Annotated in this window: 27 protein-coding genes and 2 tRNA genes; 21 read left to right on the forward strand and 8 right to left on the reverse strand. The window is 38.7% G+C overall.

Annotated features, from left to right (window positions below; translation table 11 throughout):
* Positions 1–50: 50 nt before the first annotated feature.
* Genes EK17_RS01430 through EK17_RS01470 form a run of 9 tightly spaced genes read left to right on the forward strand, consistent with a single transcriptional unit; the run spans position 51 to position 8,763 of the window.
* Positions 51–1,169, forward strand: a complete 1,119-nt coding sequence (locus EK17_RS01430) for an AAA family ATPase (RefSeq protein WP_051904342.1) — start codon at positions 51–53, stop codon at positions 1,167–1,169.
* On the forward strand, positions 1,166–2,083 hold the full coding sequence (gene thiL, locus EK17_RS01435) for a thiamine-phosphate kinase (protein WP_035586858.1): 918 nt from the start codon (positions 1,166–1,168) through the stop codon (positions 2,081–2,083). The genes EK17_RS01430 and thiL overlap by 4 nt, the downstream gene beginning before the upstream one ends.
* A gap of 3 nt (positions 2,084–2,086) precedes the next feature.
* Positions 2,087–3,349 (forward strand): hemolysin family protein, encoded by a 1,263-nt coding sequence (locus EK17_RS01440; RefSeq protein ID WP_035586859.1) that lies wholly within the window; start codon positions 2,087–2,089, stop codon positions 3,347–3,349.
* Positions 3,342–3,998, forward strand: coding sequence for a ribulose-phosphate 3-epimerase (gene rpe / locus EK17_RS01445; RefSeq protein WP_035586860.1), 657 nt, complete (start codon positions 3,342–3,344; stop codon positions 3,996–3,998). Before EK17_RS01440 ends, rpe begins: the two co-directional genes overlap by 8 nt.
* Positions 3,995–4,930, forward strand: coding sequence for a glycosyltransferase family 2 protein (locus EK17_RS01450; protein WP_035586861.1), 936 nt, complete (start codon positions 3,995–3,997; stop codon positions 4,928–4,930). Before rpe ends, EK17_RS01450 begins: the two co-directional genes overlap by 4 nt.
* Positions 4,923–6,242 carry a TrkH family potassium uptake protein gene (locus EK17_RS01455; RefSeq protein ID WP_035586862.1) on the forward strand — a complete coding sequence of 440 codons (1,320 nt, stop codon included), beginning with the start codon at positions 4,923–4,925 and terminating at the stop codon, positions 6,240–6,242. Before EK17_RS01450 ends, EK17_RS01455 begins: the two co-directional genes overlap by 8 nt.
* Positions 6,239–6,886 carry a potassium channel family protein gene (locus EK17_RS01460; protein ID WP_035586864.1) on the forward strand — a complete coding sequence of 216 codons (648 nt, stop codon included), beginning with the start codon at positions 6,239–6,241 and terminating at the stop codon, positions 6,884–6,886. Before EK17_RS01455 ends, EK17_RS01460 begins: the two co-directional genes overlap by 4 nt.
* Positions 6,887–7,933 carry a radical SAM/SPASM domain-containing protein gene (locus EK17_RS01465; protein WP_035586866.1) on the forward strand — a complete coding sequence of 349 codons (1,047 nt, stop codon included), beginning with the start codon at positions 6,887–6,889 and terminating at the stop codon, positions 7,931–7,933. It abuts the gene before it with no gap.
* Positions 7,930–8,763 carry an SIR2 family NAD-dependent protein deacylase gene (locus EK17_RS01470; protein ID WP_035586868.1) on the forward strand — a complete coding sequence of 278 codons (834 nt, stop codon included), beginning with the start codon at positions 7,930–7,932 and terminating at the stop codon, positions 8,761–8,763. The genes EK17_RS01465 and EK17_RS01470 overlap by 4 nt, the downstream gene beginning before the upstream one ends.
* On the opposite strand, the gene rsfS is transcribed toward EK17_RS01470, so the two are convergent.
* From rsfS to EK17_RS01510, 8 genes are all read right to left on the reverse strand, one after another.
* Positions 8,760–9,080, reverse strand: coding sequence for a ribosome silencing factor (gene rsfS / locus EK17_RS01475; RefSeq protein WP_035586870.1), 321 nt, complete (start codon positions 9,078–9,080; stop codon positions 8,760–8,762). The genes EK17_RS01470 and rsfS overlap by 4 nt on opposite strands.
* Positions 9,077–9,706, reverse strand: coding sequence for a nicotinate-nucleotide adenylyltransferase (gene nadD / locus EK17_RS01480; protein ID WP_035586871.1), 630 nt, complete (start codon positions 9,704–9,706; stop codon positions 9,077–9,079). The genes rsfS and nadD overlap by 4 nt, the downstream gene beginning before the upstream one ends.
* Positions 9,703–10,953, reverse strand: a complete 1,251-nt coding sequence (locus EK17_RS01485; RefSeq protein ID WP_035586873.1) for a glutamate-5-semialdehyde dehydrogenase — start codon at positions 10,951–10,953, stop codon at positions 9,703–9,705. Before EK17_RS01485 ends, nadD begins: the two co-directional genes overlap by 4 nt.
* Positions 10,946–12,073, reverse strand: a complete 1,128-nt coding sequence (gene proB / locus EK17_RS01490; RefSeq protein ID WP_035586875.1) for a glutamate 5-kinase — start codon at positions 12,071–12,073, stop codon at positions 10,946–10,948. The genes EK17_RS01485 and proB overlap by 8 nt, the downstream gene beginning before the upstream one ends.
* Entirely contained in the window at positions 12,052–13,011 is a 960-nt protein-coding gene (gene obgE, locus EK17_RS01495) for a GTPase ObgE (protein ID WP_035586877.1), read from the reverse strand. The genes proB and obgE overlap by 22 nt, the downstream gene beginning before the upstream one ends.
* Positions 13,012–13,260: a 50S ribosomal protein L27 gene (gene rpmA, locus EK17_RS01500; protein WP_035586879.1), complete on the reverse strand. Its 249-nt coding sequence runs from the start codon at positions 13,258–13,260 to the stop codon at positions 13,012–13,014. It abuts the gene before it with no gap.
* Between the two features lie 11 nt (positions 13,261–13,271).
* On the reverse strand, positions 13,272–13,571 hold the full coding sequence (gene rplU / locus EK17_RS01505) for a 50S ribosomal protein L21 (RefSeq protein WP_035586881.1): 300 nt from the start codon (positions 13,569–13,571) through the stop codon (positions 13,272–13,274).
* 85 nt (positions 13,572–13,656) lie between these two features.
* Positions 13,657–14,493, reverse strand: coding sequence for a Wzz/FepE/Etk N-terminal domain-containing protein (locus EK17_RS01510; RefSeq protein ID WP_035586883.1), 837 nt, complete (start codon positions 14,491–14,493; stop codon positions 13,657–13,659).
* A 121-nt stretch (positions 14,494–14,614) separates the two neighbouring features.
* Here EK17_RS01510 and EK17_RS01515 point away from each other — a divergent pair.
* The 12 genes from EK17_RS01515 to EK17_RS01570 all read left to right on the forward strand — a co-directional run bounded on the left by EK17_RS01515 (position 14,615) and on the right by EK17_RS01570 (position 22,260).
* Positions 14,615–14,690: transfer RNA gene (locus tag EK17_RS01515), tRNA-Lys, on the forward strand.
* 23 nt (positions 14,691–14,713) lie between these two features.
* A tRNA-His gene (locus EK17_RS01520) sits at positions 14,714–14,789 on the forward strand.
* 18 nt (positions 14,790–14,807) lie between these two features.
* A complete protein-coding gene (locus EK17_RS09220) occupies positions 14,808–15,380 on the forward strand; it encodes an L-threonylcarbamoyladenylate synthase (RefSeq protein WP_198018121.1) in 573 nt (190 codons plus the stop codon).
* Complete coding sequence (locus EK17_RS01530) at positions 15,373–16,530, forward strand: LL-diaminopimelate aminotransferase (RefSeq protein ID WP_035586887.1); 1,158 nt, start codon at positions 15,373–15,375, stop codon at positions 16,528–16,530. The genes EK17_RS09220 and EK17_RS01530 overlap by 8 nt, the downstream gene beginning before the upstream one ends.
* Positions 16,502–16,942 carry a 2-amino-4-hydroxy-6-hydroxymethyldihydropteridine diphosphokinase gene (folK, locus tag EK17_RS01535; protein WP_051904343.1) on the forward strand — a complete coding sequence of 147 codons (441 nt, stop codon included), beginning with the start codon at positions 16,502–16,504 and terminating at the stop codon, positions 16,940–16,942. Before EK17_RS01530 ends, folK begins: the two co-directional genes overlap by 29 nt.
* A 157-nt stretch (positions 16,943–17,099) precedes the next feature.
* Positions 17,100–17,894, forward strand: coding sequence for a 3-methyl-2-oxobutanoate hydroxymethyltransferase (gene panB / locus EK17_RS01540; protein ID WP_035586889.1), 795 nt, complete (start codon positions 17,100–17,102; stop codon positions 17,892–17,894).
* Between the two features lie 24 nt (positions 17,895–17,918).
* A complete protein-coding gene (gene panC, locus EK17_RS01545; protein ID WP_035586891.1) occupies positions 17,919–18,761 on the forward strand; it encodes a pantoate--beta-alanine ligase in 843 nt (280 codons plus the stop codon).
* Positions 18,762–18,773: 12 nt separating this feature from the next.
* Entirely contained in the window at positions 18,774–19,139 is a 366-nt protein-coding gene (gene panD / locus EK17_RS01550) for an aspartate 1-decarboxylase (RefSeq protein WP_035586892.1), read from the forward strand.
* Entirely contained in the window at positions 19,139–20,470 is a 1,332-nt protein-coding gene (locus EK17_RS01555; protein ID WP_035586893.1) for an acyclic terpene utilization AtuA family protein, read from the forward strand. The genes panD and EK17_RS01555 overlap by 1 nt, the downstream gene beginning before the upstream one ends.
* The gene (locus EK17_RS01560; protein WP_035586894.1) at positions 20,467–20,754 is read left to right on the forward strand and encodes a DUF4387 family protein; all 288 of its coding nucleotides are present in this window, start codon (positions 20,467–20,469) and stop codon (positions 20,752–20,754) included. The genes EK17_RS01555 and EK17_RS01560 overlap by 4 nt, the downstream gene beginning before the upstream one ends.
* Complete coding sequence (locus tag EK17_RS01565) at positions 20,751–21,332, forward strand: nitroreductase family protein (protein WP_035586895.1); 582 nt, start codon at positions 20,751–20,753, stop codon at positions 21,330–21,332. Before EK17_RS01560 ends, EK17_RS01565 begins: the two co-directional genes overlap by 4 nt.
* Positions 21,325–22,260 (forward strand): ketopantoate reductase family protein, encoded by a 936-nt coding sequence (locus EK17_RS01570; RefSeq protein ID WP_035586896.1) that lies wholly within the window; start codon positions 21,325–21,327, stop codon positions 22,258–22,260. Before EK17_RS01565 ends, EK17_RS01570 begins: the two co-directional genes overlap by 8 nt.
* The last annotated feature ends 22 nt before the right edge of the window (positions 22,261–22,282 follow it).

Here is a 22,282-nt window from a genome sequence, read left to right on the forward strand (position 1 = left end):
GTTGTGATTGAAAAAAACAGGTAAAAAGTGTAATTAGGTGCAAATGTGTTATGGTGAATACGGTTATGGATGATGGTGATGTTAACAGTTTAGAACAGCTTGTTGGAAACAGGCAGCTGTTTTGTGATAACTGCCCGCTTAGGATGTTTTACTACGATGACAATATTCCGCCTTCGATGATCCTGTTTGGACCACCCGGTGTTGGCAAAACAACATATGCGAAACTGCTGGCTAAAAAACATAATCTAAATTTTGAGTTTTTGGATGCCACAAACTGTCCCACTGATCTTTTGAGAAAAACGCTGTCTAAGGGAACACCTCAAAAACCTATCCTGATAGTAATAGATGAAATTCACAGGCTGGATAAACGACAGCAGGATCTGCTTTTGTTGCCTCTTGAAAAGGGTTGTGTCGTTTTGGTGGGCACCTCGACTTACAACCCTTATTATAAACTCTCAAAAGCGTTGCGCTCCAGGCTTTTTGTTTATGAATTTAAACGGTTGAGTGAAGATGATTTAATCAAACTTGCCATACAAAAAGGTTACCGCCTTGAAGATGCCGTTTTAAAAAAGCTTGCCCTGCTTGGCAGCGGAGATGCTCGAAGGTTTCAAAAGATGATCGATATTGCTGAGAGGTTCAACTTAAGCAGCGATGATATAGATAGATTTTTTAATATTGATGTGGGGTATGAGAATGAATCTCAACGATACGATATTGTATCGGCGTTTATTAAAAGCATGAGGGCATCTGACCCAGATGCGGCAGTTTACTGGCTTGCACGGATGATTGAGGCAGGAGAGGATATAGAGTTTATTGCAAGAAGGATGGTGATCTTTGCTGCTGAGGATGTGGGATTGGCAGATAAAAATGCGCTTTTGATAGCTCAAGCTGCCCTTGAGGCTGTATCTGAGATCGGCATGCCTGAGGCAAAAATTATTCTATCCTACTGTTGTATTTACCTTGCTTTGGCAAAAAAATCCAACTCCACATATGCAGCAATAAACAAAGCTATCAGTGATATAAAAAATGGCAACATAATGGAAGTGCCAGAGTATCTTAAAGTCAAAGGAAGAAGACTGTATAAAAACCCGCACTACACTCATACAAATCAGCCGTGTTTGCCTAAAAAGGTTAAATATTTTACAAAAAAGGAGAACGATCTGATTTGAAGCTGAGCGATGTTGGAGAGCTTAAATTGATAGATTTTATAGCATCAAAGGTTAAAACAAATGATGTGATAGGCATAGGTGATGATTGTGCAGTAATTGCCGCAGGTAGAGATGAATTTTTGATAAGTATGGATAACTTGGTTGAAGATATTCATTTTTTTAAAGCTGCAGATCCATATCTGTTGGGCAGAAAATCCTTAAGCGTTAATCTATCAGACATTGCTGCAATGGCGGGTGAGCCTCTGTATGCCTTTCTGGGGTTGAGTTTGCCTGCCAAGCTTGATTATACATGGTTTGAGGCGTTTATTGAAGGTTTTTTATCTATTGCAAACCGATATGGTGTACTTCTGCTTGGTGGTGATACAACAGCTGCAGAAAAGATCTTTATCAGTGTTACAGTGGTGGGAAAAAACCCAAAAGGAGAATCTGTTTTAAGGAAGGGTGCAAAAGCAGGCGATTGTGTTTTTGTAAGTGGACCAATAGGCTGTTCAATGGCGGGTCTTGAGGTTATAAAAAAGGGATTAGAGGGATATGATGAGTTAAAAAAAGCCCATCTTGATCCAGAACCAAAGATAAACGAGGCTTCATTGTTAAAAGGTATAGCTTCTGCTATGATAGATGTTAGCGATGGATTGTTGATCGATTTAAAAAGGATTGCTAAGGCAAGTAATGTTAAGATTGTTGTTGATTTTGATTTGATACCTTTTTGTGCAACAGATATTTTAACAAAACAGGAGATGCTTTTTGGGGGTGAGGATTACCAGCTTCTGTTTACTGCTGATTGCAGATTTAAGGGTATACTTGTCAAAGAAGGATTTTACTATATTGGCAGAGTAGAGGAAGGAGAGGGCGTGGTTGTTGAAGGATTAAAGGAAAACATCAAAAACAATGGATATGAGCATTTCAGGGTTTGAAAAATGAGTGCAAATGCTGAGATGATTTTGATAGGAGTGTCGTTGATCGTAAGTGCGTTTTTTTCTTCCTCTGAAACCGCTCTAACGGCACTAAATCCTCTAAAAGTTGCTCAGATTATCAACGAGGGTGGCAAGGATGCAAAGTATTTTTCTTTGTGGATGAATCACCCCAATAAGATGCTTAATACGATTTTAATAGGTAACAACGCTGTAAATATTCTTGCAAGCGTTATAGCAGGCGACCTTGCCATGAAACTTTCCGGTTCTACCCAGATTGCTTTAACTACGGCGCTTATGACTGTTTTGATTCTGTTTTTTGGTGAGATAACACCAAAGACCTTTGCCAAACACAATGCAGAAAAATTTGCCCGTTTTGCTATCAGGATTCTTGCTTTCTTTTACTATCTCTTTTATCCCTTTACTTACATTATCAACATATTTGCCAAAGGTGTCATAAAGTTAGCAGGTGGTGAAATCGACAAAGAGAAACCATTAATTACAGAAGATGAACTTGAATTTATGATTGGCGTGAGTGAAAAGGAAGGTATTTTAGAAAACACAACAAAGGAGATGATGTATAACATTATCGAGATAACCGATATCTCGGTTAAAGAGATTATGGTGCCGCGCACAGAGATGGTTTGCATCGAAATCAACAACTCGATAAGAGAGCTGCTTGATATAATCGAGGAACATGAGTATTCCCGAATACCGGCTTATGAGGGAAAATTGGATAACATCGTGGGTATTGTGTATATAAAAGATTTGATAAAGATGCTTAAGAAAAAAGATATAAGCGATATAAATTTAAGGGACATCTTAAGAGAGGCTATGTTTGTGCCAGAGACAAAACATATCTATGATCTGTTTAAGGAGTTTCAGGCAAAGCGGGTGCACGTTGCAATTGTTATAGATGAGTATGGCGGTGTGGCAGGTCTTGTTACGATGGAGGATATTCTGGAAGAGATAGTGGGTGAGATCAGGGATGAGTATGATGAGAAGGAAGAGGATGAGTTTATAAAGGCAGGAGACAATGTGTATATAGTTGATGCAGGTATGGATTTAGATGATTTTTGTGAAAAGTTGGGTATGGAAAAGAAGGATTATATGCAGGAGTATGAAACTGTTGCAGGTCTTGTCTATGATATAGCAGACAGAATTCCTTCAGAAGGCGATGAGTTTATTTTTGAGGGGTTGTATAAAATAAAGGTTCTAAAGGTTGATGGTAAAAAGATAGAAAAGATAGAGGTGAGAAAAATTGACTAAAAAATACATTGCCCCATCCCTTTTGAGTGCAAATTTTTTAAGACTTGAGGATGAGCTAAAGGCTTTGGAAGAAGCAAAAGCCGATATGCTACATCTGGATATTATGGACGGTCACTTTGTTCCCAATCTGACATTTGGGCCTTTTATTGTAAAACAGATTAGGCGGGCTACCAGACTACCCCTTGATGTGCATCTGATGATAGAAGATGCCGAGAAATGGGTTGATGAGTATATATATGCTGGTGCTGATTTTTTATGCGTGCATTATGAGGCTGTTGTGCATCTTGATAGAGTGTTGAGACAGATTAAGCAAAAGGGTGTAAAAAATTGCGTGTCTATTAATCCTTCAACATCGCCATCCCAACTTGAGTTTGTTTTGGAGCTTGTTGATATGGTTCTTGTGATGAGTGTAAATCCGGGTTTTGGCGGTCAGAGTTTTATTGAGTATTCCTTAAAAAAGGTTGAATGGCTTAATAGCTTTAGAGAAAAACATGGCCTTGATTTTTTAATTGAGGTTGATGGTGGTGTAAATGTTGATAATATAGGCAGGTTAAGCAGGGCAGGTGCTGATGTGTTTGTTGCAGGCAGTGCGATTTTTAATCAAAATGATTATGCTTCTGTTATAAAAAAATTCAGGGAGCAGATATGATTAGCGTTGTTGTGCCCGTTTACAACGAAAAGGATAATGTTAAACTGCTGTATGAGAAGATAAAGGATGTGATGGTAAAAAATGGTTATGAGCATGAAATAATTTTTGTTGATGATGGCAGCAATGATGGCACTTTTGATGTATTAAAAGAGATTGCAAAGAAGGATAAAGATTTTAAGGTTATCTCTTTCAGGCGTAATTTTGGCCAGACTGCGGCTATGGCTGCAGGGTTTGATTTTGCAAAAGGCGATATAATTGTCAGTATGGATGGCGATTTACAAAACGACCCTGAGGATATTCCCAAATTGATAGCAAAACTCAACGAGGGTTATGATGTTGTAAGCGGCTGGAGAAAGAAAAGGCAGGATGAGCCAAAACGCGTGTTTTTATCAAAGGTTGCCAATAAGCTTATAAGCAAGATAACCCATGTTGAGCTGCACGATTATGGCTGTAGCTTAAAAGCCTATAGAGCCGATGTGGCAAAAAACCTTCATATGTATGGCGAGATGCACAGGTTTATTCCGGCGCTTGCCAACATCTACGGTGCATCTATTGCAGAGATAGAGGTAAATCATCATCCAAGAAAGTATGGAAAGAGCAAGTACAACCTCTCGCGCACATTCAGGGTGATTGTGGATTTGCTGCTTGTTTATTTTATGCAGAAGTTTATGACGCGTCCGATACACTTTTTTGGTATCTGGGGTTTTTTTATGGCTTTGGCTGGTTTTTTGATTGATGGTTATCTGGCGGTTGAAAAGATATTCTTTGGCGTTTCCATAGGTGGCAGGCCACTACTTTTGCTTGGTATTTTGTTGATTTTAACAGGTATTAATTTAATAGGCATTGGTATAATCAGCGAAATTTTGACCCGAATCTACTATGAAAGTCAGAACAAGAAAATCTACAACATAAAAACGATTATCAATGGTTAGTAAAAATCCTTTAAGAACAATCGTTATAGGTTTTTTTACCGTTATAATGGTGGGATGTTTATTGCTTATGATGCCCTTTAGCAGCTACGGCGGCGTGAATTTTGTTGATGCCTTATTTACAGCCACATCAGCTGTATGTGTTACAGGTTTGATTGTTGTTAGTATGTCTCATTTTACGCTGATTGGGCAGCTTATTATACTGCTTCTTATTCAGGTGGGCGGTTTTGGATATATGAGCATTACATCATTTGTTATACTTGCCTTCAAAAAAAAGCTTTCATACAGGGATCAAATCATATTAAAAGAGGCCTTCAACTATACCGAAATCGACTCCTTAACGGCTTTTTTTAGAAGGGTTATGATGTTTGCACTATTCAGTGAGATTTTAGGTGCTGTTGTTTTATTTTTTGTTTTTTATCCTCAATTTGATTTTTTAAAAGCATTTTACTTTGCCGTTTTTCATTCAATCAGTGCATTCAATAACGCTGGTTTTTCACTGTTTTCTGACTCCTTTGTGGGTTATAAATACAATGTTGTTTTGAATTTTACAGTTATGGCTTTGATTATTGCTGGCGGGATAGGGTTTATAGTTGTTGATGAGCTGATTCTGTTTAAAAAGAAAGTGCTTAAATACATCTCACTCCATACAAAACTCACGCTACTTACAACGGCTATTTTGATTTTTGGTGGGGCTTTCTTGATATATCTGCTTGAAAGGAATAATATTTTATCTGGCGGTGGTTTTTTTAAAGATATGCTTGTGTGTTTATTTCAAAGCGTCACTACAAGAACGGCAGGCTTTAACACCGTTAACCTCATAAGCATGCACAACTCCACACTGTTTTTGATGATAGTTTTGATGTTTATCGGCGCAAGTGTGGGTGGCACAGGCGGTGGTATAAAAACAACCACTGCAGCAAGTGTAGTTGTGGCCATAGTTTCATACATCAGAGGATCAAAAGAGGTGCATATATTCAAGCGCAGAATCCCTGATGAGATTGTGTATAAATCTTTTGTAATTATAATTTTATCGTTTTTTGTTGTCTCTTTAGCGGCGTTTGTTTTAAGCGATATAGAGAATGCAAATTTCCTATCGTGTTTGTTTGAGACTGTTTCAGCACTTTCAACGGTGGGCTTATCGATTAGCAAAACGAATTTAAGCCTTTCTAATAGTTTCAACGATGCAGGCAAGCTTATTATAATCTTTTTGATGTTTGCAGGTAGAATCGGTTTATTTAGCTTTTCTGTTGCACTTTTTAGAAGCTCTACTCAAAAGCGATACAGCCTGCCTGAAGGGAGAATATTTGTATGAGTAAGTTGTATTGTGTGATAGGTCTTGGGAGGTTTGGTTTCAGTGTTGCCCAGCGTTTGATTGAGCTAAAAAAGGATGTTATCTGTATAGATAAGGATGAGGAGAAGGTTAAAGAGGTTTCTGAAGTTGCACCTGTTGTGTATCAGCTTGACTGCACCGATGAAAAGGCTCTAAAGCAGGTTGGCATTAGCAATGTTGATGTGGCTGTTGTATCTGTAGGCAACGACATTGAGGTAAGTATCTTAACCGTTGCGATTCTGCATTCGTTTGGTATTAAAGAGATTTATGCAAAGGCAACAAATCCACTCCATGGCAGGGTGCTTGCTAAGGTGGGGGCAACGAGAGTTATATTTCCAGAAAAGGAGAAAGGTATAGACCTTGCAAATCATTTAGCGGGTGTTGATATTATTGAGGCAATAGACTCAACGGGCAAATATGTATTTGCAAAGATGAAGGCACCCTCGATTTTTGTGGGCAAAAGTATTATTGAGCTTGATGTTAGAAAGCGTTTTGGTTTAAATATTATCGGGATTCAGCGAAACAGTAGGTTTGACATCAATCCATCACCCAATGAGGTAATAAGTGAGAACGATACATTATTGGTGGTGGGGAAAAAGGAAGATGTAGAAAAGGTGGGGCTGTAGATGGAGTTTGAGCTGAAATGGCTTGCGTTTGAGATAACGCCACGATGCAATCTAAACTGCATACACTGCAGAACAAATGCCTCTGCAAACCTTAAAGATAAATTATCCTTTGATGATATCCGCTCAATTATCGATGAGATCTCAACTGAATTTAAACCCGTTGTTGTTTTAACGGGCGGTGAGCCGCTTTTAAGAGACGATGTTTTTGATATAGCTGACTATATACACTCAAAAGGCATGAGGGTAGGGCTAGCCACAAACGGCACCCTTGTTGATGAGAATGTGGCAAAAAAAATCAAGCAGTATATCGATATTGTCTCGTTGAGTTTGGATGGCTCAAATGCTTCAATTCACGATCATTTTAGGCAGGTTAGAGGAGCGTTTGATGCAACGGTTAATGCAGCAAGAATATTCAGGCAGATGGAAATAGATTTTATCATCAACTCTTCTTTTACAAAGCGCAATCAAAGCGATATTGAGAATACATACAGGCTTACAAAAAGGCTTGGTGCCAGAGCCTGGTATATGTTTATGATTGTGCCAACAGGCAGAGCCGAAGAACTCAAAGAGGAGCTTATCGATAAAAAAGATTACTACAACATTTTAAAATGGCATTTTGATATGGAAAGTAAAGAGAAGGATATGCTTGTGCGTCCCACATGTGCGCCTGAATATTACGCTGTTATAGACATTGAATCCAAAAAACAATCTGTGGAATTTAAAAGAAGGACGCTTAAATTTTCAACAGGAGGAGCAAAGGGATGTGTGGCAGGGCAGCTGATAGCGTTTATCGGTTATGATGGGAGCATTAAGCCTTGCAGCTATTTTCTAAGAAGTGCTGGCAATGCCCTCACTGAAGGATTTTTAAATATATGGCATAACTCGAAGATCTTTAAGGATTTGAGGGATTTTAACTCATATAATAAGCTGTGCGCCCATTGCAGGTATATCAATGTTTGCGGGGGTTGCAGGGCAAGGGCTGATGCGTATTTTAACGATTACCTTGCAGAGGATCCATACTGCCTGTTTTTTGGAGGTGGCAGATGATAGTGGATGATTTTAAACTACTTGAAGAGAAGCTTAAACAGTCAAGGAGCTGTTTGTTTTTAACAAGTGCTGGAATGAGTGCAGACAGCGGCATTCCAACCTTCAGAGATAAAGAAGGCTACTGGCGCAACTTTCCCGTTTTTAAGCGGCTTGGTCTTGAGGCAATTGAGCTTGCAAACCCCTATAGTTTTGAGGTAAGGCCGCAGTATGCATGGGCGTTTTATGAATGGAGAAGAAGAAACGCACATCAAAATAAGCCGCATAAGGGTTATCATGTAATCAATCGACTCATCGATGAGGTGTTTGAAAAATCATTTGTTCACACAACAAATACCGATGGTTATCATATTATTTCAGGTCTTGATGAATCGCTTGTTTATGAGGTTCACGGATCGATGTGGCGGCTGCAGTGCATGAGAGGTTCTGCCTGCTCGTTTGGTGTAGTTGAAAATAGGGATGTGCCACTGTGCGATTTGGATTATGAAACAATGATTGCAACGAATCTGCCAAAATGCCCTGTATGCGGTGAGCTTTTGCGACCCAATATTTTGATGTTTGGCGACTGGTACTATGTTGAAAATGATTATCAGATAGCAAACTACCATAACTTTTTGAATGAGGTGGGAGTGCCAGAGCTTATATTTTTAGTGGGTTCAAGTTCTGCTGTACCTACAAATGATTATATTGCAACACGGTTTCAATCAAGAGGTGCTTTTGTTGTGACAATTAACCCTGATCCTTCAAGCACCGCCGTATGCAAGCCGGATCTTTTTTTGAAGAAAAAGGCTAAAGAAGCGTTTGAAATAATAGAAAAAATCGTATTCGGTTAACCGCTGGATAGTCGCTGCTGAATGGTTTTATCCCATAAAGATTCGATGTCGTATTCCTTTCTCTTTGAAGGGCTGAATAGATGAACAATTACATCAAAGCAGTCTATAACAGTCCATGAGCCGTCTTTGGATTCCTCAAGATGATGTATGTCTATGCCGCTTTTTTTGATTTCATCGTATATCGCATAAACCTGTTTATCCGATTCTATCGTTGCTATAATAAAAAAGTCAAAAAGCGACGAACGCATGCGCATGTCTATTGAAACGATATCTGTAGCCTTTTTATCCTCTAAAATCTCCACTATTCTGTCTCTCATCTATACAACCCCTTCTCCATTATAAAATTTTCCACTTTTTCTGGCACAAGGTAGGTTATGCATTCCCCCTTTTTGATTTTTTCCCTGATCATACTTGATGATACATCAAAAGCAGGCGGTGTGTAAATATAAACCACGCCTTTTTTTGCTGGATAGTTGTTTTTTTGATCAACTTCAACAAAGGTTATAATATCTCTGTATTTTTTAATAATAATGCTTGTATCATACTCAGGCCTTTTTACGACAATAAAAGTGATGAGCTCAAGCAGTTTTTTATAGTTTTTCCAGCTCGATAGATAGTAAAACGCATCGGTGCCCACGATAAAGAAGAGCTCATCGTTTTTGTATAGCTCTTTTAGCTGCTCAATTGTATCCACCGTGTAGTTAACCTTATTGGCGTCAATTTCTATCGATGAGACCTCAAGAAAATCTATCCTTTCGATGGCTAATTTTAGCATCTGCAATCTGTATGTTGCATTGGCCACATCGTTTTTTTTGTGGGGTGGAATGCCTGTTGGTATAAAAATAGCCTTATCAAGCATAAATGTTTCATAAACACTTATTGCGCCTCTGATGTGTCCTATGTGAACAGGATTGAATGTGCCTCCTAAAAAGCCAATCCTCACTGCCTTATCTGACCATCCCCTCTAATTTTATACTTATAGGTGGTGAGTTCTTTTAAACCAACAGGGCCTCTTGCATGCAATTTGTTTGTGCTTATGCCGATTTCTGCACCAAACCCAAAAACACCGCCGTCTGTGAAGCGAGTTGAAGCGTTAACATATACGCATGAGGCATCCACCTCATTTAAAAACCTTTCAGCAGTAGAATAGTTTTCTGTAACTATAGCCTCGGAGTGTTTTGAGCCGTATTTATTAATATGTTCAATGGCTTCATCTGCGCTCTCCACAACTTTGATTGATAATATCAAATCTAAATATTCAGTTTGCCAGTCTTCTTCTTTAGCTTCCTTAACATCTATGAATTCAAGTGTTTTTTTACATCCCCTCAGTTCAACCTCTGCTTTATCCATTAAAGGCTTAAACGCTTTTAGAAATTTTTCTGCTATAGCCCTATGAACAAGCAGAGTTTCCATAGCATTGCATACGCCGGGGCGTTGAACCTTTGCATTAAAAGCGATATCGAGCGCCTTTTTAATGTTGGCGTCTTTGTCGATATAAGTATGACATAAGCCTTTATCGTGTTTGATAACGGGCATTGTGGCGTTTTGGCTAACAAATTTTACAAGGCCTTCGCCACCTCTTGGAACGATCGCATCGATATATTTATCGCTTTTTAGCATGATATTTACGGCGGTTCTATCTGTTGTATCTAAAAAGCCTATTGTGTCAGGGTTTAAATTGTTTTTTTCAAGTGCCTCTTTCAGAAGCTCACTTAAGAGTCTGTTTGAGTTTATGGCCTCTGAGCCACCTTTTAAAACTGCAGAATTAAGGGATTTTAATGTCAATATTGCAGCATCTATGGTGACATTGGGTCTTGATTCATAGATAATGCCTATTGTGCCTATGGGAACTCTAACCTTTTCTATACTCAACCCATTTTCAAGCCGCCATCCCTCTATCACTTCACCTACAGGACATTTTAGTTTTTTGACAACCTCTATAGACTCTATTATGCCGCCGATTCTTTTGTCGTTTAGAATTAATCTATCAATAAGCGCAGATTTTAGATTGTTTTTTTTAGCGTTTTCTACATCTATGGCGTTGATTTTTTTGATTTTTTCCCTGTTTTTGTCTATCAGCTCTGCAAGGCTTTCCAAAGCTGCATTTACGGTATCCTCTCTTTGTTTTGAAAGTTCAAAAAACGCATCATGCGCTTTTTTTAGAATATCATCAACATAACTTTCAATCATCGCTATACCTCACAACCGCCATATTATCTATGTGAACAACATCGTCTGAATATTTATAACCTAAAATTGAAACAATCTGGGAGGATTTTTTGCCTTTTATCAGCTCAATCTCGTTTGAATCGTAATTTGTTATGCCTCTTGCAATAAGGTTTCCGTTTAAATCCTCAATGTTTATAATATCACCCCTGCCAAATCCCCCATAAACCTTAACAATACCTCCAGGCAGGAGACTTTTGTTTTTTAAAAGCATCTCTTTTGCACCATCATCAATTACTACCACACCTGAAGGGTTACAGTTTAAAAGCCACGATTTTTTTGATGATATTGGCTGTGTTTTGGGGCTAAAGAATGTAAAACGCACATCCGTGTTGTTAAAAATATCTCTCAATATATGCTCTTTTTTGCCGTTTACAATGCAGGCTAATTTTCCCAATTCTGCAGCATTTTTGCAGGCTTCTATTTTGGTTTTTATGCCTCCTGAGCCAAGCCTGCTTTTTCCTTCAATCTCTATTTCTGCAGATGAAGTAAATTCTTCGATAAGGCGAGCGCCTTTTTTTGCTGGATTTTTTGAATAAACACCATCAACATCGCTTAAAATAATCAATGCATCAGCCTCGGAGAGGTTTAAGATGTGGTATGATAGATTGTCGTTGTCGCCAAAACGCAACTCCTTTATAACTACCGTATCGTTCTCGTTGATAATCGGCAGGATATCCCATTTTAAAAGGCTCAATAGTGTATTTTTTGCATTAATAAATCGCCTTCTGCTGTCTATATCATCAACGGTGATTAAGATCTGCGAAACGGTAATATTAAACCTCTCAAAAAGTTGGGCATAGCTGTTTAGAAGAACTGGTTGGCCTATTGAGGCTAAAGCCTGCAGATGAACGATATTTTCTGGTCGATTTTTGATCTTTAGTTTTGACATTCCACTTGCAACAGCGCCGCTGGATACAAGAATTACCTGTTTGCCTGATTGTTTCAATAACGCTATATCTGAGATGATTTTTTCAAGCAGATTGAAATTTATCTTATTGTCCTGAGCTATAACGCCGCTTCCTATTTTTATAACCAGCCGTTTTGCTTTTTTTAAAGCCTCTACAAATTCTCGCTTATCCATGAAAGTAGCTGTTTTAAGCCTATTTTTTTCAAAGCAGATATAAAAAATACCTCTTCTTTAAACAATCCTTTGTATAATTTTTCGTTCAATTCTTCAACTAAATCTATTTTATTTAAGGCTATTGCTTTTTTTCTTTCTATAAGTTGAGGATTGAATTGTTTTAATTCATTTATCAGAGTTTCATAGGTTTCTTTTGGGTTTTGTGTTATATCTATAACAAACAGCAGAATTTTTGTTCTTTCTATGTGTTTGAAAAATCTCAAACCCAATCCCTTTCCCTTGCTTGCCCCCTCAATGATACCCGGTATATCAGCAACAACGAAGTCTTTGTTGTTAAAGTAAACATATCCAAGGTGGGGTTCGATGGTTGTAAAGGGATAGTCTGCGATTAGTGGTTTTGCCTCTGAGATTGCCCTGATGAGGGATGATTTGCCCGCATTGGGCAGGCCCACAAGGCCTACATCGGCTAAAAGTTTTAGCTCAAGGATTAGTGTTTTTTCCTGTCCTTTTTTGCCCTCTGTTGCCTTTCTTGGTGCTCTGTTTGTTGGTGTTGCAAAAGCCGCATTGCCTTTTCCACCTTTTCCGCCTTCTGCAACAACAACCTCCTGATTGTCTTCCTTCAGGTCTGCCATGATATTACCATCTTCATCTTTAACTATCGTTCCAACAGGGACTGTTATTATAAGGTTTTGACCGCTTCTGCCTGTTTTATTGTTTGATCCGCCGGGTTTGCCGTTTTCTGCTTTGAAATGCCTTTTAAAACGAAAAGACCTCAAAGTGTTTTCATCCTTTGAGGCCTTTAAAATCACATCTCCACCTTTGCCCCCATCGCCGCCATCAGGCCCACCTTTGGGGACATATTTTTCTCTATGAAAGCTTACGATGCCTCTGCCGCCATCTCCTGCTTTAACATGGATTTTTGCATAATCTATAAACATTTACGGATATACGCTGACAAACTTCTTGCCTAATTTCTCCTCAAACTTAACAACGCCATTTATCAATGCAAACAGGGTGTCATCCTTGCCTTTGCCGGTATTTTTTCCGGGATGCCACTTTGTGCCCCTCTGGCGCACTAAAATCTCTCCAGCTTTAACTCTCTGCCCGTCTGATCTTTTAACACCAAGCCTTTTGCCTATACTATCCCTGCCGTTTTTGGTGCTTCCAAGGCCTTTTTTATGAGCCATCTATCTCCCCCTTATGCTTCTATCTTTGTGATTTTGACTTCTGTAAAATACTGCCTGTGCCCCTTTTTTCTTGTGTATCCCTTTCTCCTTTTAAATTTAAAGACGATGATTTTTTTAGCTTTGGCGGTTCTAATAACCTTTGCTGAAACCTTTGCATTTTCAACATAAGGATTGCCAACCTTATCGCCCACCATCAAAACTTTGTCAAATGTAATCTCGCTTTTGTCTTCAACGGGTAGCTTTTCAACCCTTAAAACATCACCCTCTTTTACGATGTATTGCTTTCCGCCAGTTTCTATTACTGCAAACATCCTCAGCACCCCTTCTTTAAAAATTTAGCCCTATGCTTCTACAAAATTTGAGAGTGTTTGTCAAGCAGCTAAAGCTTTTATCTCTTTATGATTTGCTTTTATCCTCTTTAAAACCCTTTATGAATTCAATAAAAAATACAAGGAATATGGCCAGAATTAATCCAGTGACAAATGCAACAACTATAATAAGTTTTTTCTTTGGTTTTACTGGGTAGTCATGCTTTTCTATTTTTCCAATTATTTTTGCTTGCTGAATAAAAATTTTAGATAGTCTGAGTTTTAAATTTTCAATTTTTAGATTTAATGATAGTATTTTGTTTTCAATATCGCTTATAGCTTGAAGATAAGTATTTAGAATATGAGGGTTTTGTGTGTGTTTTATGATATCCTTATAATTTATTTCGTCATTAATGAGTATTTTCTTCTGCTCCTGAAGAATGTTAATTTGCTGCAATATGCTTTTTTTATAATCTTCTATGATCGGTTTTTCAAGTTTGTGTATGCTATCCATAATATTTGAGAGCTCTTGTAAGTCCTTTTGATTTGATGTATCTTGAATTGTGATTGAGATAATTTTTTTGTTTATTTTATTAAGCTTAGCTTTTATTGATGGTAATTTCTGTTTTGTTTCTGACATATCAAAAGTTGAATTTATAAATACAACTAATTTAGATGAGTTTATTAGAGGATTTTTAAAGTTTTCAATGAAGCCTGGAAATAGATTTGCTTTAACTTCATATATTGGTGTCCTTGTAAAAGCATAGATTGCAGCTGCAAGTGTAACCACAAAGGTAAAAATAACAACAAACCACCTGTGTTTCCATATAGTCAGGAATAATTCCTTTAGATCAATTTCATCTTCTTCATAGTAGTTAACAGGCACATATTGAACAGGTATAACCTCGGGTTTCTCTTCCTTCATACTTCATCTCCATCTTAAATTTCGTCGTTTTATTGTAATTATGACTCGCCCTATAGTCAAGTTGATGTTGAAAAACACACTTGACTTTGATGGCTTCTGTGGGTATATTTTTCCTGCAGGTGGGCCGCTAGCTCAGCTGGTAGAGCAACGGACTCTTAATCCGTCGGTCGTAGGTTCGATCCCTACGCGGCTCACCATTTCTTTTTTTATTTTCATTGTGGTGAGTATAGCTCAGCTGGCAGAGCACCAGGTTGTGGCCCTGGGGGTCGTGGGTTCAAGTCCCACTACTCACCCCATCTTTTCTGGATTTAGTTGTGATAACAAAGGATTATAAAAAAGCTCTGGCGATATTAAATAATCATGGTGTTATAATATGCGATGCCTTCACGCTGTATGGTTTTTCTGCCAATCTTTTTGATGTTTTAGCAAACAAAAAGATTCTTCTTCTAAAAAAAAGGGATGCATTAAAGCCATTTATTGTTATTGCAAATAGTGATTTTATTTTTGATGTTGCAGTAGATGTTGATAGATGCCTACTTGAGAAGTTGCTGAGTCTATCTGTTAGTGCCGTTCTAAAAACCCGCATACAGATGCCTTTTTATGCGTCTCAAAATGGTTTTAGTGCCTTCAGAGTCGCCAATACAGAGTTTTTAAAAAAGATTTGCAGTCATTTTCCCATAACATCGACCAGTGTAAATATTTCAGGTAAAGAAAGTTTACTAAACCTGTCCGATTTGATACAACGGTTTTCAAATAGGGTTGACTGTATCTGTGCTGGAAAACCGATAGGTGTTGCATCAACTGTTGTAAAGCTTGAGGGTAGAAATATAGAAATCCTGCGAAAGGGTTTTAATTATAATCAAGTTCTGGAGGTAAAAAATGGTTGAGCTTGCAGAAAGGATCAAAAATCTGCCACCGTATCTTTTTGCTGAGATCGATGAATTAAAGCAGAAGGTTATTGATGCAGGCGTTGATGTTATCGATTTGGGTGTTGGCGATCCCGATTTTGAAACACCTAAGGAAATTGTGGATAAGGCAATTGAAGCTATAAAGAAGCCTCAAAATCACAGGTATCCAAGCTATGTGGGCATGATTGAATTTAGAGAAGCCGTTGCAAGATGGTATAAAAGACGCTTCAATGTAGAGCTTGATCCAAAAACCGAAGTGATAAGTTTAATTGGTTCAAAGGAGGGTATAGCACATCTGCCGCTTGCCTATATAAACAGCGGTGATTATGCACTTGTGCCTGATCCGGGGTATCCTGTTTATCCAACGGCTGTTATGTTTGCAGGTGGAGAAGTTTATAAAATGCCTTTGAAGAAGGAGAATGGATTTTTGATAGACCTTGATAGCATCGATAGAGATATATTTGCAAAAACAAAGCTTATGTATCTTGGCTATCCAAACAACCCAACAGCCGCAGTAGCGGATTATAATTTTTACAAAAAGGTTGTTGAGCTTGCAAAGGAGTTTAATTTTGTTGTGGCAAGCGATAATGCATACTCTGAGATCTGCTACGATGGTTATAAACCGATAAGCTTTCTTGAAGTTGAAGGTGCAAAGGATGTTGGTATTGAGTTTCATTCGCTATCAAAAACATTCAATATGACAGGCTGGCGAATAGGGTTTGCTGTTGGCAATAAAGATGTAATTGCCGCACTGGGTAAGGTAAAAACAAACATCGATTCAGGTATCTTTCAGGCTATTCAGGAAGCTGGCATCTATGCTTTGGATAATGCTGAAAAACTAAACGGTGAAATTATGAAGGTGTTTCAAAAAAGGCGGGATCAGATGGCTGAGGCTTTAAAGAAAGCGGGATTTGCGTTTGAGACGCCAAAGGCTACTTTTTATTTCTGGGTGGATGTGCCAGAAGGGTTTTCCTCAAAGGAGTTTACTAAGAAGCTGCTTGAAGAAAAAGGCATTGTAGTAACACCGGGCAATGGATTTGGCGATGCAGGCGAAGGGTATTTCAGGATAAGTATAACAAACCCACGCATAGAGGAAGCCGTTGAAAGGATCAAATCGGTCGCATTTTAATAAGTATGTTTATATAGGTCTTGGCTCAAATGTGGGAAACAGAAAAAAACATCTTGGCTGGGCGGTAATGTATCTATCACGATATGTGAGGATTGTGGCTGCCTCAAATGTGATGGAATCGCAACCGTGGGGCTATAAAAATCAAAAAAAATTTCTAAACCAGGTGTTAAAGGTAAGTTGTAATCTAAAACCCAAAGAATTGCTTAAGGTTTGTAAAGATATAGAAAGAAAACTGCATAGAATTAAGAAATTTAAGTGGGGACCCAGAACCGTTGATATTGACATTATTGCCTACAAAAATATAATTTCTAAAACAAAGGAGCTTTATCTGCCGCACAGGTGGGCTAAACAGCGCGATTTTGTTGTTGAGCCTCTAAGAGAGCTTGACGCTCTGGATGTGCTAAACATTTAGCGGGCTTTGATGGTTGCCACAAAGACCCGCAGGAAGGTGGATTTTTGAGTTTTATAGGTAAAAGACCCTTTGGGGCTTTAAACCACCATACAGCTAAAAATCAAGCCTGGACGCTAAAAATGGGCGTTCAGGCTTTTTTTTATTTGGGAGGTTTGAGATGGGTGTTAGTGTTCCTGAGATAATGGCAAAAAAGGGCAGGGAAAAAATCGTTATGATCACCGCTTACGATTACACCTCAGCGCGAATTGCCGATGAGGCTGGTGTTGATATCATACTTGTTGGTGATTCGCTTGCAATGGTTATGCAGGGCAAGAACTCCACGATTCCTGTAACGGTTGATGAGATGATCTATCATGCAAAGATGGTTAAAGCGGGTGTAAAAAACGCTTTGATTGTTGTTGATATGCCGTTTATGAGCTATCAGGCAGATTATGTAGAAGCTGTTAGAAACGCTGGCAGAATTTTAAAAGAAACAGGCTGTGATGCTGTAAAGCTTGAGGGTGGCAGGGAGTTTGTGCCCACGATAAACAATATTGTTGCAGCAGGTATTCCTGTTATGGGGCATCTGGGTTTGACGCCGCAGTCGATAAATATCTTTGGATCCTATAAAGCAAGAGGCAGGGATGAGGCAGAGGCTAAAAAAATCAAGGAGGATGCAAAATTTTTGCAGGATGCAGGTGTATTTTCTATTGTTCTTGAGTCAGTGCCAAAGCATTTGGCAGCCGAGATCACACAATCTGTTAAAGTGCCCACCATCGGTATCGGTGCAGGTGTTTTGACAGATGGTCAGGTGCTTGTGTTTCACGATATGCTTGGATTGTTTGATGATTTTAAACCCAAGTTTGTTAAACGATATGCTCACCTGAAAAAGGATGCCGTGGAAGCTGTAAAACAGTATGCAGAAGAGGTCAGGGCTGCCAAATTTCCAACCGATGAGCATTCCTATCTATAAGGGGCCTATCTATAAGGAGGCATTATGGTTGTTGTTGATACGCCACAAAGGATGCAGGAGATTGCAAATAAACTAAAAAGGGAAGGAAAATCGATAGGTTTTGTGCCCACCATGGGTTATCTTCATGAGGGGCATCTATCGCTTGTTAGAGAGGCAAGAAAACATAACGATACTGTTGTTGTAAGCATATTCGTTAATCCGCTGCAGTTTGCTCCCAATGAGGATTTAGATAGATACCCAAGAGATTTTAAAAGGGATGAGCAGCTGCTTGAAAACGAGCAGGTTGACTATCTGTTTTATCCAACGGTTGAAAATATGTATCCGCAGGGTTTTCAAAGCTTTGTGGAGGTTGAAAAACTCACAAAACCGCTTGAGGGCAGAAGCAGACCCACCCATTTTAGAGGAGTAACAACAGTTGTGCTTAAGCTGTTTAATATTGTTAAGCCTGATAAAGCCTATTTTGGCAAAAAGGATGCCCAACAGCTGCTTGTTATTAAACGTATGGTTGAGGATCTGAATCTTGATATCGATGTTGTGGGTATGCCTATTGTAAGAGAGGAAGATGGCCTTGCCTTAAGCTCCCGCAATAAATATTTAAATGAAGAAGAAAGAAAGCAGGCTGTTTGTCTTTATAAGGCGCTGCTTAGAGCAAAGGAGTTGATAGAGACAGGGGTTGAGGAAAGCAAAAAGATTATTGAAGAGATGGAAAAAGCTATTAAACAGTATGAACTTGCAAAAATCGATTATATATCGATAAACAGGCTTAGCGATCTTGAAGAACTTCAAAAGATTGAAAAAAACAACACACTTGTATCTTTGGCCGTTTTTATCGGCAATACCCGCTTGATAGATAATATGTGGTTTTAGGAGGATGTTTAAATGTTGAGAAAGATGTTGATAGGTAAGATTCACAGGGCTGTTGTAACCGAGGCTGATTTAAACTATGTTGGCAGTATTACAATAGATGAGGAGCTTCTGAAAGCTGCAGGGATGAAGGAGTATGAGCTTGTGCAGATATGGAATATCGACAACGGCGAGAGGTTTGAAACATACACACTAAAGGGCAAAAGAGGCAGCGGTGTAATCTGTTTAAACGGTGCTGCTGCAAGGAAGGTTGCTGTGGGAGATAAAATCATTATTGCGGCGTTTGGACTTTATGATGAAAAAGACCTTGAAAACTATCAGCCCAATATTGTAATAGTTGATGAAAACAACAGGATCGTTCAAAAGCATAAGGGGCTTTAATGTTAAAGCTTTATGCACTGATGGGCCAGCTTGGATACGGTTATAACAGGCAATCATTTGACGAGGCTATAAAGGAAGGTGTGGATTTTATAGGTGTGGATGCTGGCTCTATCGATTCGGGTCCATATTTTCTTGGCAGTGGCAACATGAAGGCAAATTATGAGGCTACACGCAACGACCTTGAATATCCCCTTAAAATAGCTGTTGAAAAAAAGATTCCGTTTGTTGTGGGTTCGGCTGGTTATGCTGGAGCCGATATTCACCTTAAGCAGTTTTTAGATGTGGTTAAAGATATAGCCAGGGATAATGACCTAAAAATCAAAGTAGCCGTTATACATTCTGAGCTTGATAAGGATTTTGCTCTGGAGCTTTTAAAGGAGGGCAGGATAAAAAGCTATGAAGGAAACCCGCAGCTAACAGAAGAGGATATTAAATCATCTGAACATATTGTTGCTCAGATGGGAACATGCAGACTAAAGGAAGCTTTGGAAGGCGATTTTGATCTGATAGTTGCAGGGCGTATTACGGATGCCTCGATCTATGCGGCATATCCACTGCTTAAGGGATATGATGAGGCAAGCATTTGGCATATGGCAAAGATTATTGAATGCGGGGCGTTGTGCGCAAAACCTGCAAGCCCATCGGATGGTTTGATGGGATCTCTTTATGAGGATTACTTTATATTAAAGCCACCAAACAAAACCCGTAGATGCACTGTAAATTCTGCAATGGCGCATGCTTTGTATGAGAACAGCGATCCGTTTGTTATTGAAGAGCCTGAGGGTGTATTACACCTTGAGAATGCAAAATATGAGCAGCTGGATGATAGAAGTGTAAAAATCAGTGGTGCAAGATGGGTAAAAAAGGAAAAACCCACCTACAAAATTGAGGGTGCAGGATTAAAAGGCTTTAGAACCATAGCAATTATGGGCATCAGAAATCCCGACATGATAGCCTTGCTGGATGATATTTTAGCAGATGTTGAGAGTAAGGTAAAACAGACATTTGATGAGCCGTTTGAATTGAGCTTTATAAGATACGGAAAAGATGGTGTTTTGGGTGATCTGGAGTTTATCGATAAAACACATGAGGTAGGTCTTGTTGTTGATGTTGTTGCTGATAGGCAGTCTCTTGCACATAGAATCTGTTCTGTTGCAAAGGCGATGCTTCAACACTACGATTACAAAGGCAGGATTGCCACCGGTGCCAATGTGGCGTTTCCCTACTCACCTGCAGAGATCGATATGGGCGGCGTTTATACTTTTAATGTTTACCATATCGTGGATGAAGACATATCGGATAAGTTCTGGATTGAGGAGATAGGGTTTTGAAGCTTAAGGATAGCGTGGTTGTTTTAAGAAGCAAAAACGCCGGTGTCTGGCATATAACGATAGACATAATTTTTAAAAACAGTGAGCTTTATAAGAAGTGGAAAGCTAAGTTGACAGAGGATTTTTTTAAAAAACTTTACAAAAGGGATGTAAGGTTTTTTTACTGCGATGATATAAATACGATCAAGGTATCGTTTTTGCGTGATGTGGCAGCAGGCGGTATAGGCGATAGGGATTGCCTGGGTGCAAATTTCTATATTCCACTTATGGAGATTGAGTTATGATTGAAGAACTTATAAAAAAGGCACGTTCATATCGTAGATTCGATGAGAGCTTTAAGATTGATAAAAATGAGCTTTTGGAAATTGTAAAAAACCTAAGGTACATATCTTCACCAAAGAATGCTCAGCCTCTGAAGTATATCATTTCCACTGATGATGCACTCAATGAAAGGATTTTTGAGACGCTTAAGTGGGCTGCATATCTTAAAGAGTGGGATGGTCCCAAAAAGGGTCAAAGACCCACAGCTTATGTTGTGATTTTGAGGGATTTGAATATTTCAAACGATAACTACTACATTTTCGATGCTGGAATTGCTATTCAAACAATAATGCTTCAGCTTGCAGAAAAGGGGCTGGGCGGATGCAGTATAGCTGCAATTGACAGAGAAAAGCTATCTAAGATTCTCAGCCTAAATGATAATTTTGAGATTGTCTGCGTTGAGGCTATTGGAAAGCCAGCAGAAAATGTTGTTATATGCGATGTTAAGAATGGTGATATCAGGTATTTCAGAGATGAGAAGGGCACACATTTTGTTCCAAAAAGATCACTTGATGAGCTGATTGTGAGGGTTTATGGCTGATCTAAGGGTTGTTGTTGTTGGGGCTGGTGGTGTTGGCTTATCGCTTGGTGGATTTTTATTAAAGGCTGGTTATAATGTGAGTTTTGTTGCAACCAAAAGAACAGCAGAGATTTTGAAGAAAAACGGTTTTAAAATCAGCGGTATATTTGGGAAAATGGAGTTTAGAGATGTTGATATAATCGATTATGACTCAATCTCAAAACCGGATTACGTCTTGATCTGTACCAAGACAACAGCCAATGAGCAGATAGCAGATAATCTTTGCAGAATAAAAAACCGATTAAGCAACTCTAAACTTGTGGTTGTGCAAAATGGATGGGGAAATGCTGAGAAATTTTTAGGTTGTTTTGAAGAAGAAAGGGTGTTTGCAGCCCGTATTATCACCGGTTTTTACAGAAAAGCGTTAAACGAGATAGAGATAACCGTGCATGCCGATGATATGGTTGTTGGCAATATCTTCAAAAAAGAGATATCTTTTCAGGTAAAGGATTTATGCGATGCATTAAAAGAGGGTGGCTTTCCTGTTAGGGTTTCTTTGGATGTGGATAAATACCTATGGGCAAAGATGCTTTATAACTGCGCTTTAAATCCGCTTGGTGCGGTTTTAAATGTTGAATATGGCAGGCTTGCTGAAAAACCATCAACACGCATGATTATGGATAGAATTATCGATGAGATTTTTGATGTAATGGATGCAGCAGGATTTAAAACATTCTTTGATACAGCAGAAAGCTACAAAAAAGAGTTTTACTCAAAGTTGATTCCTGCAACGGCAGGCCATAGATCATCGATGCTACAGGATATTTTAGCTGGCAATAAAACAGAGATTGACTCATTAAACGGTGTGATTGTAAGGCTTGGTGAAAAGTACGATGTAGATGTTAGCTACAACAGGTTTATAACCCATCTTATTCAGTTCTTTGACTAATAGCTTTGTAAAAATATAAAAT

Origin of the sequence: Hippea jasoniae (assembly GCF_000744435.1) — a bacterium.
In the GTDB taxonomy this organism is placed as follows: Bacteria; Campylobacterota_A; Desulfurellia; order Desulfurellales; family Hippeaceae; genus Hippea; species Hippea jasoniae.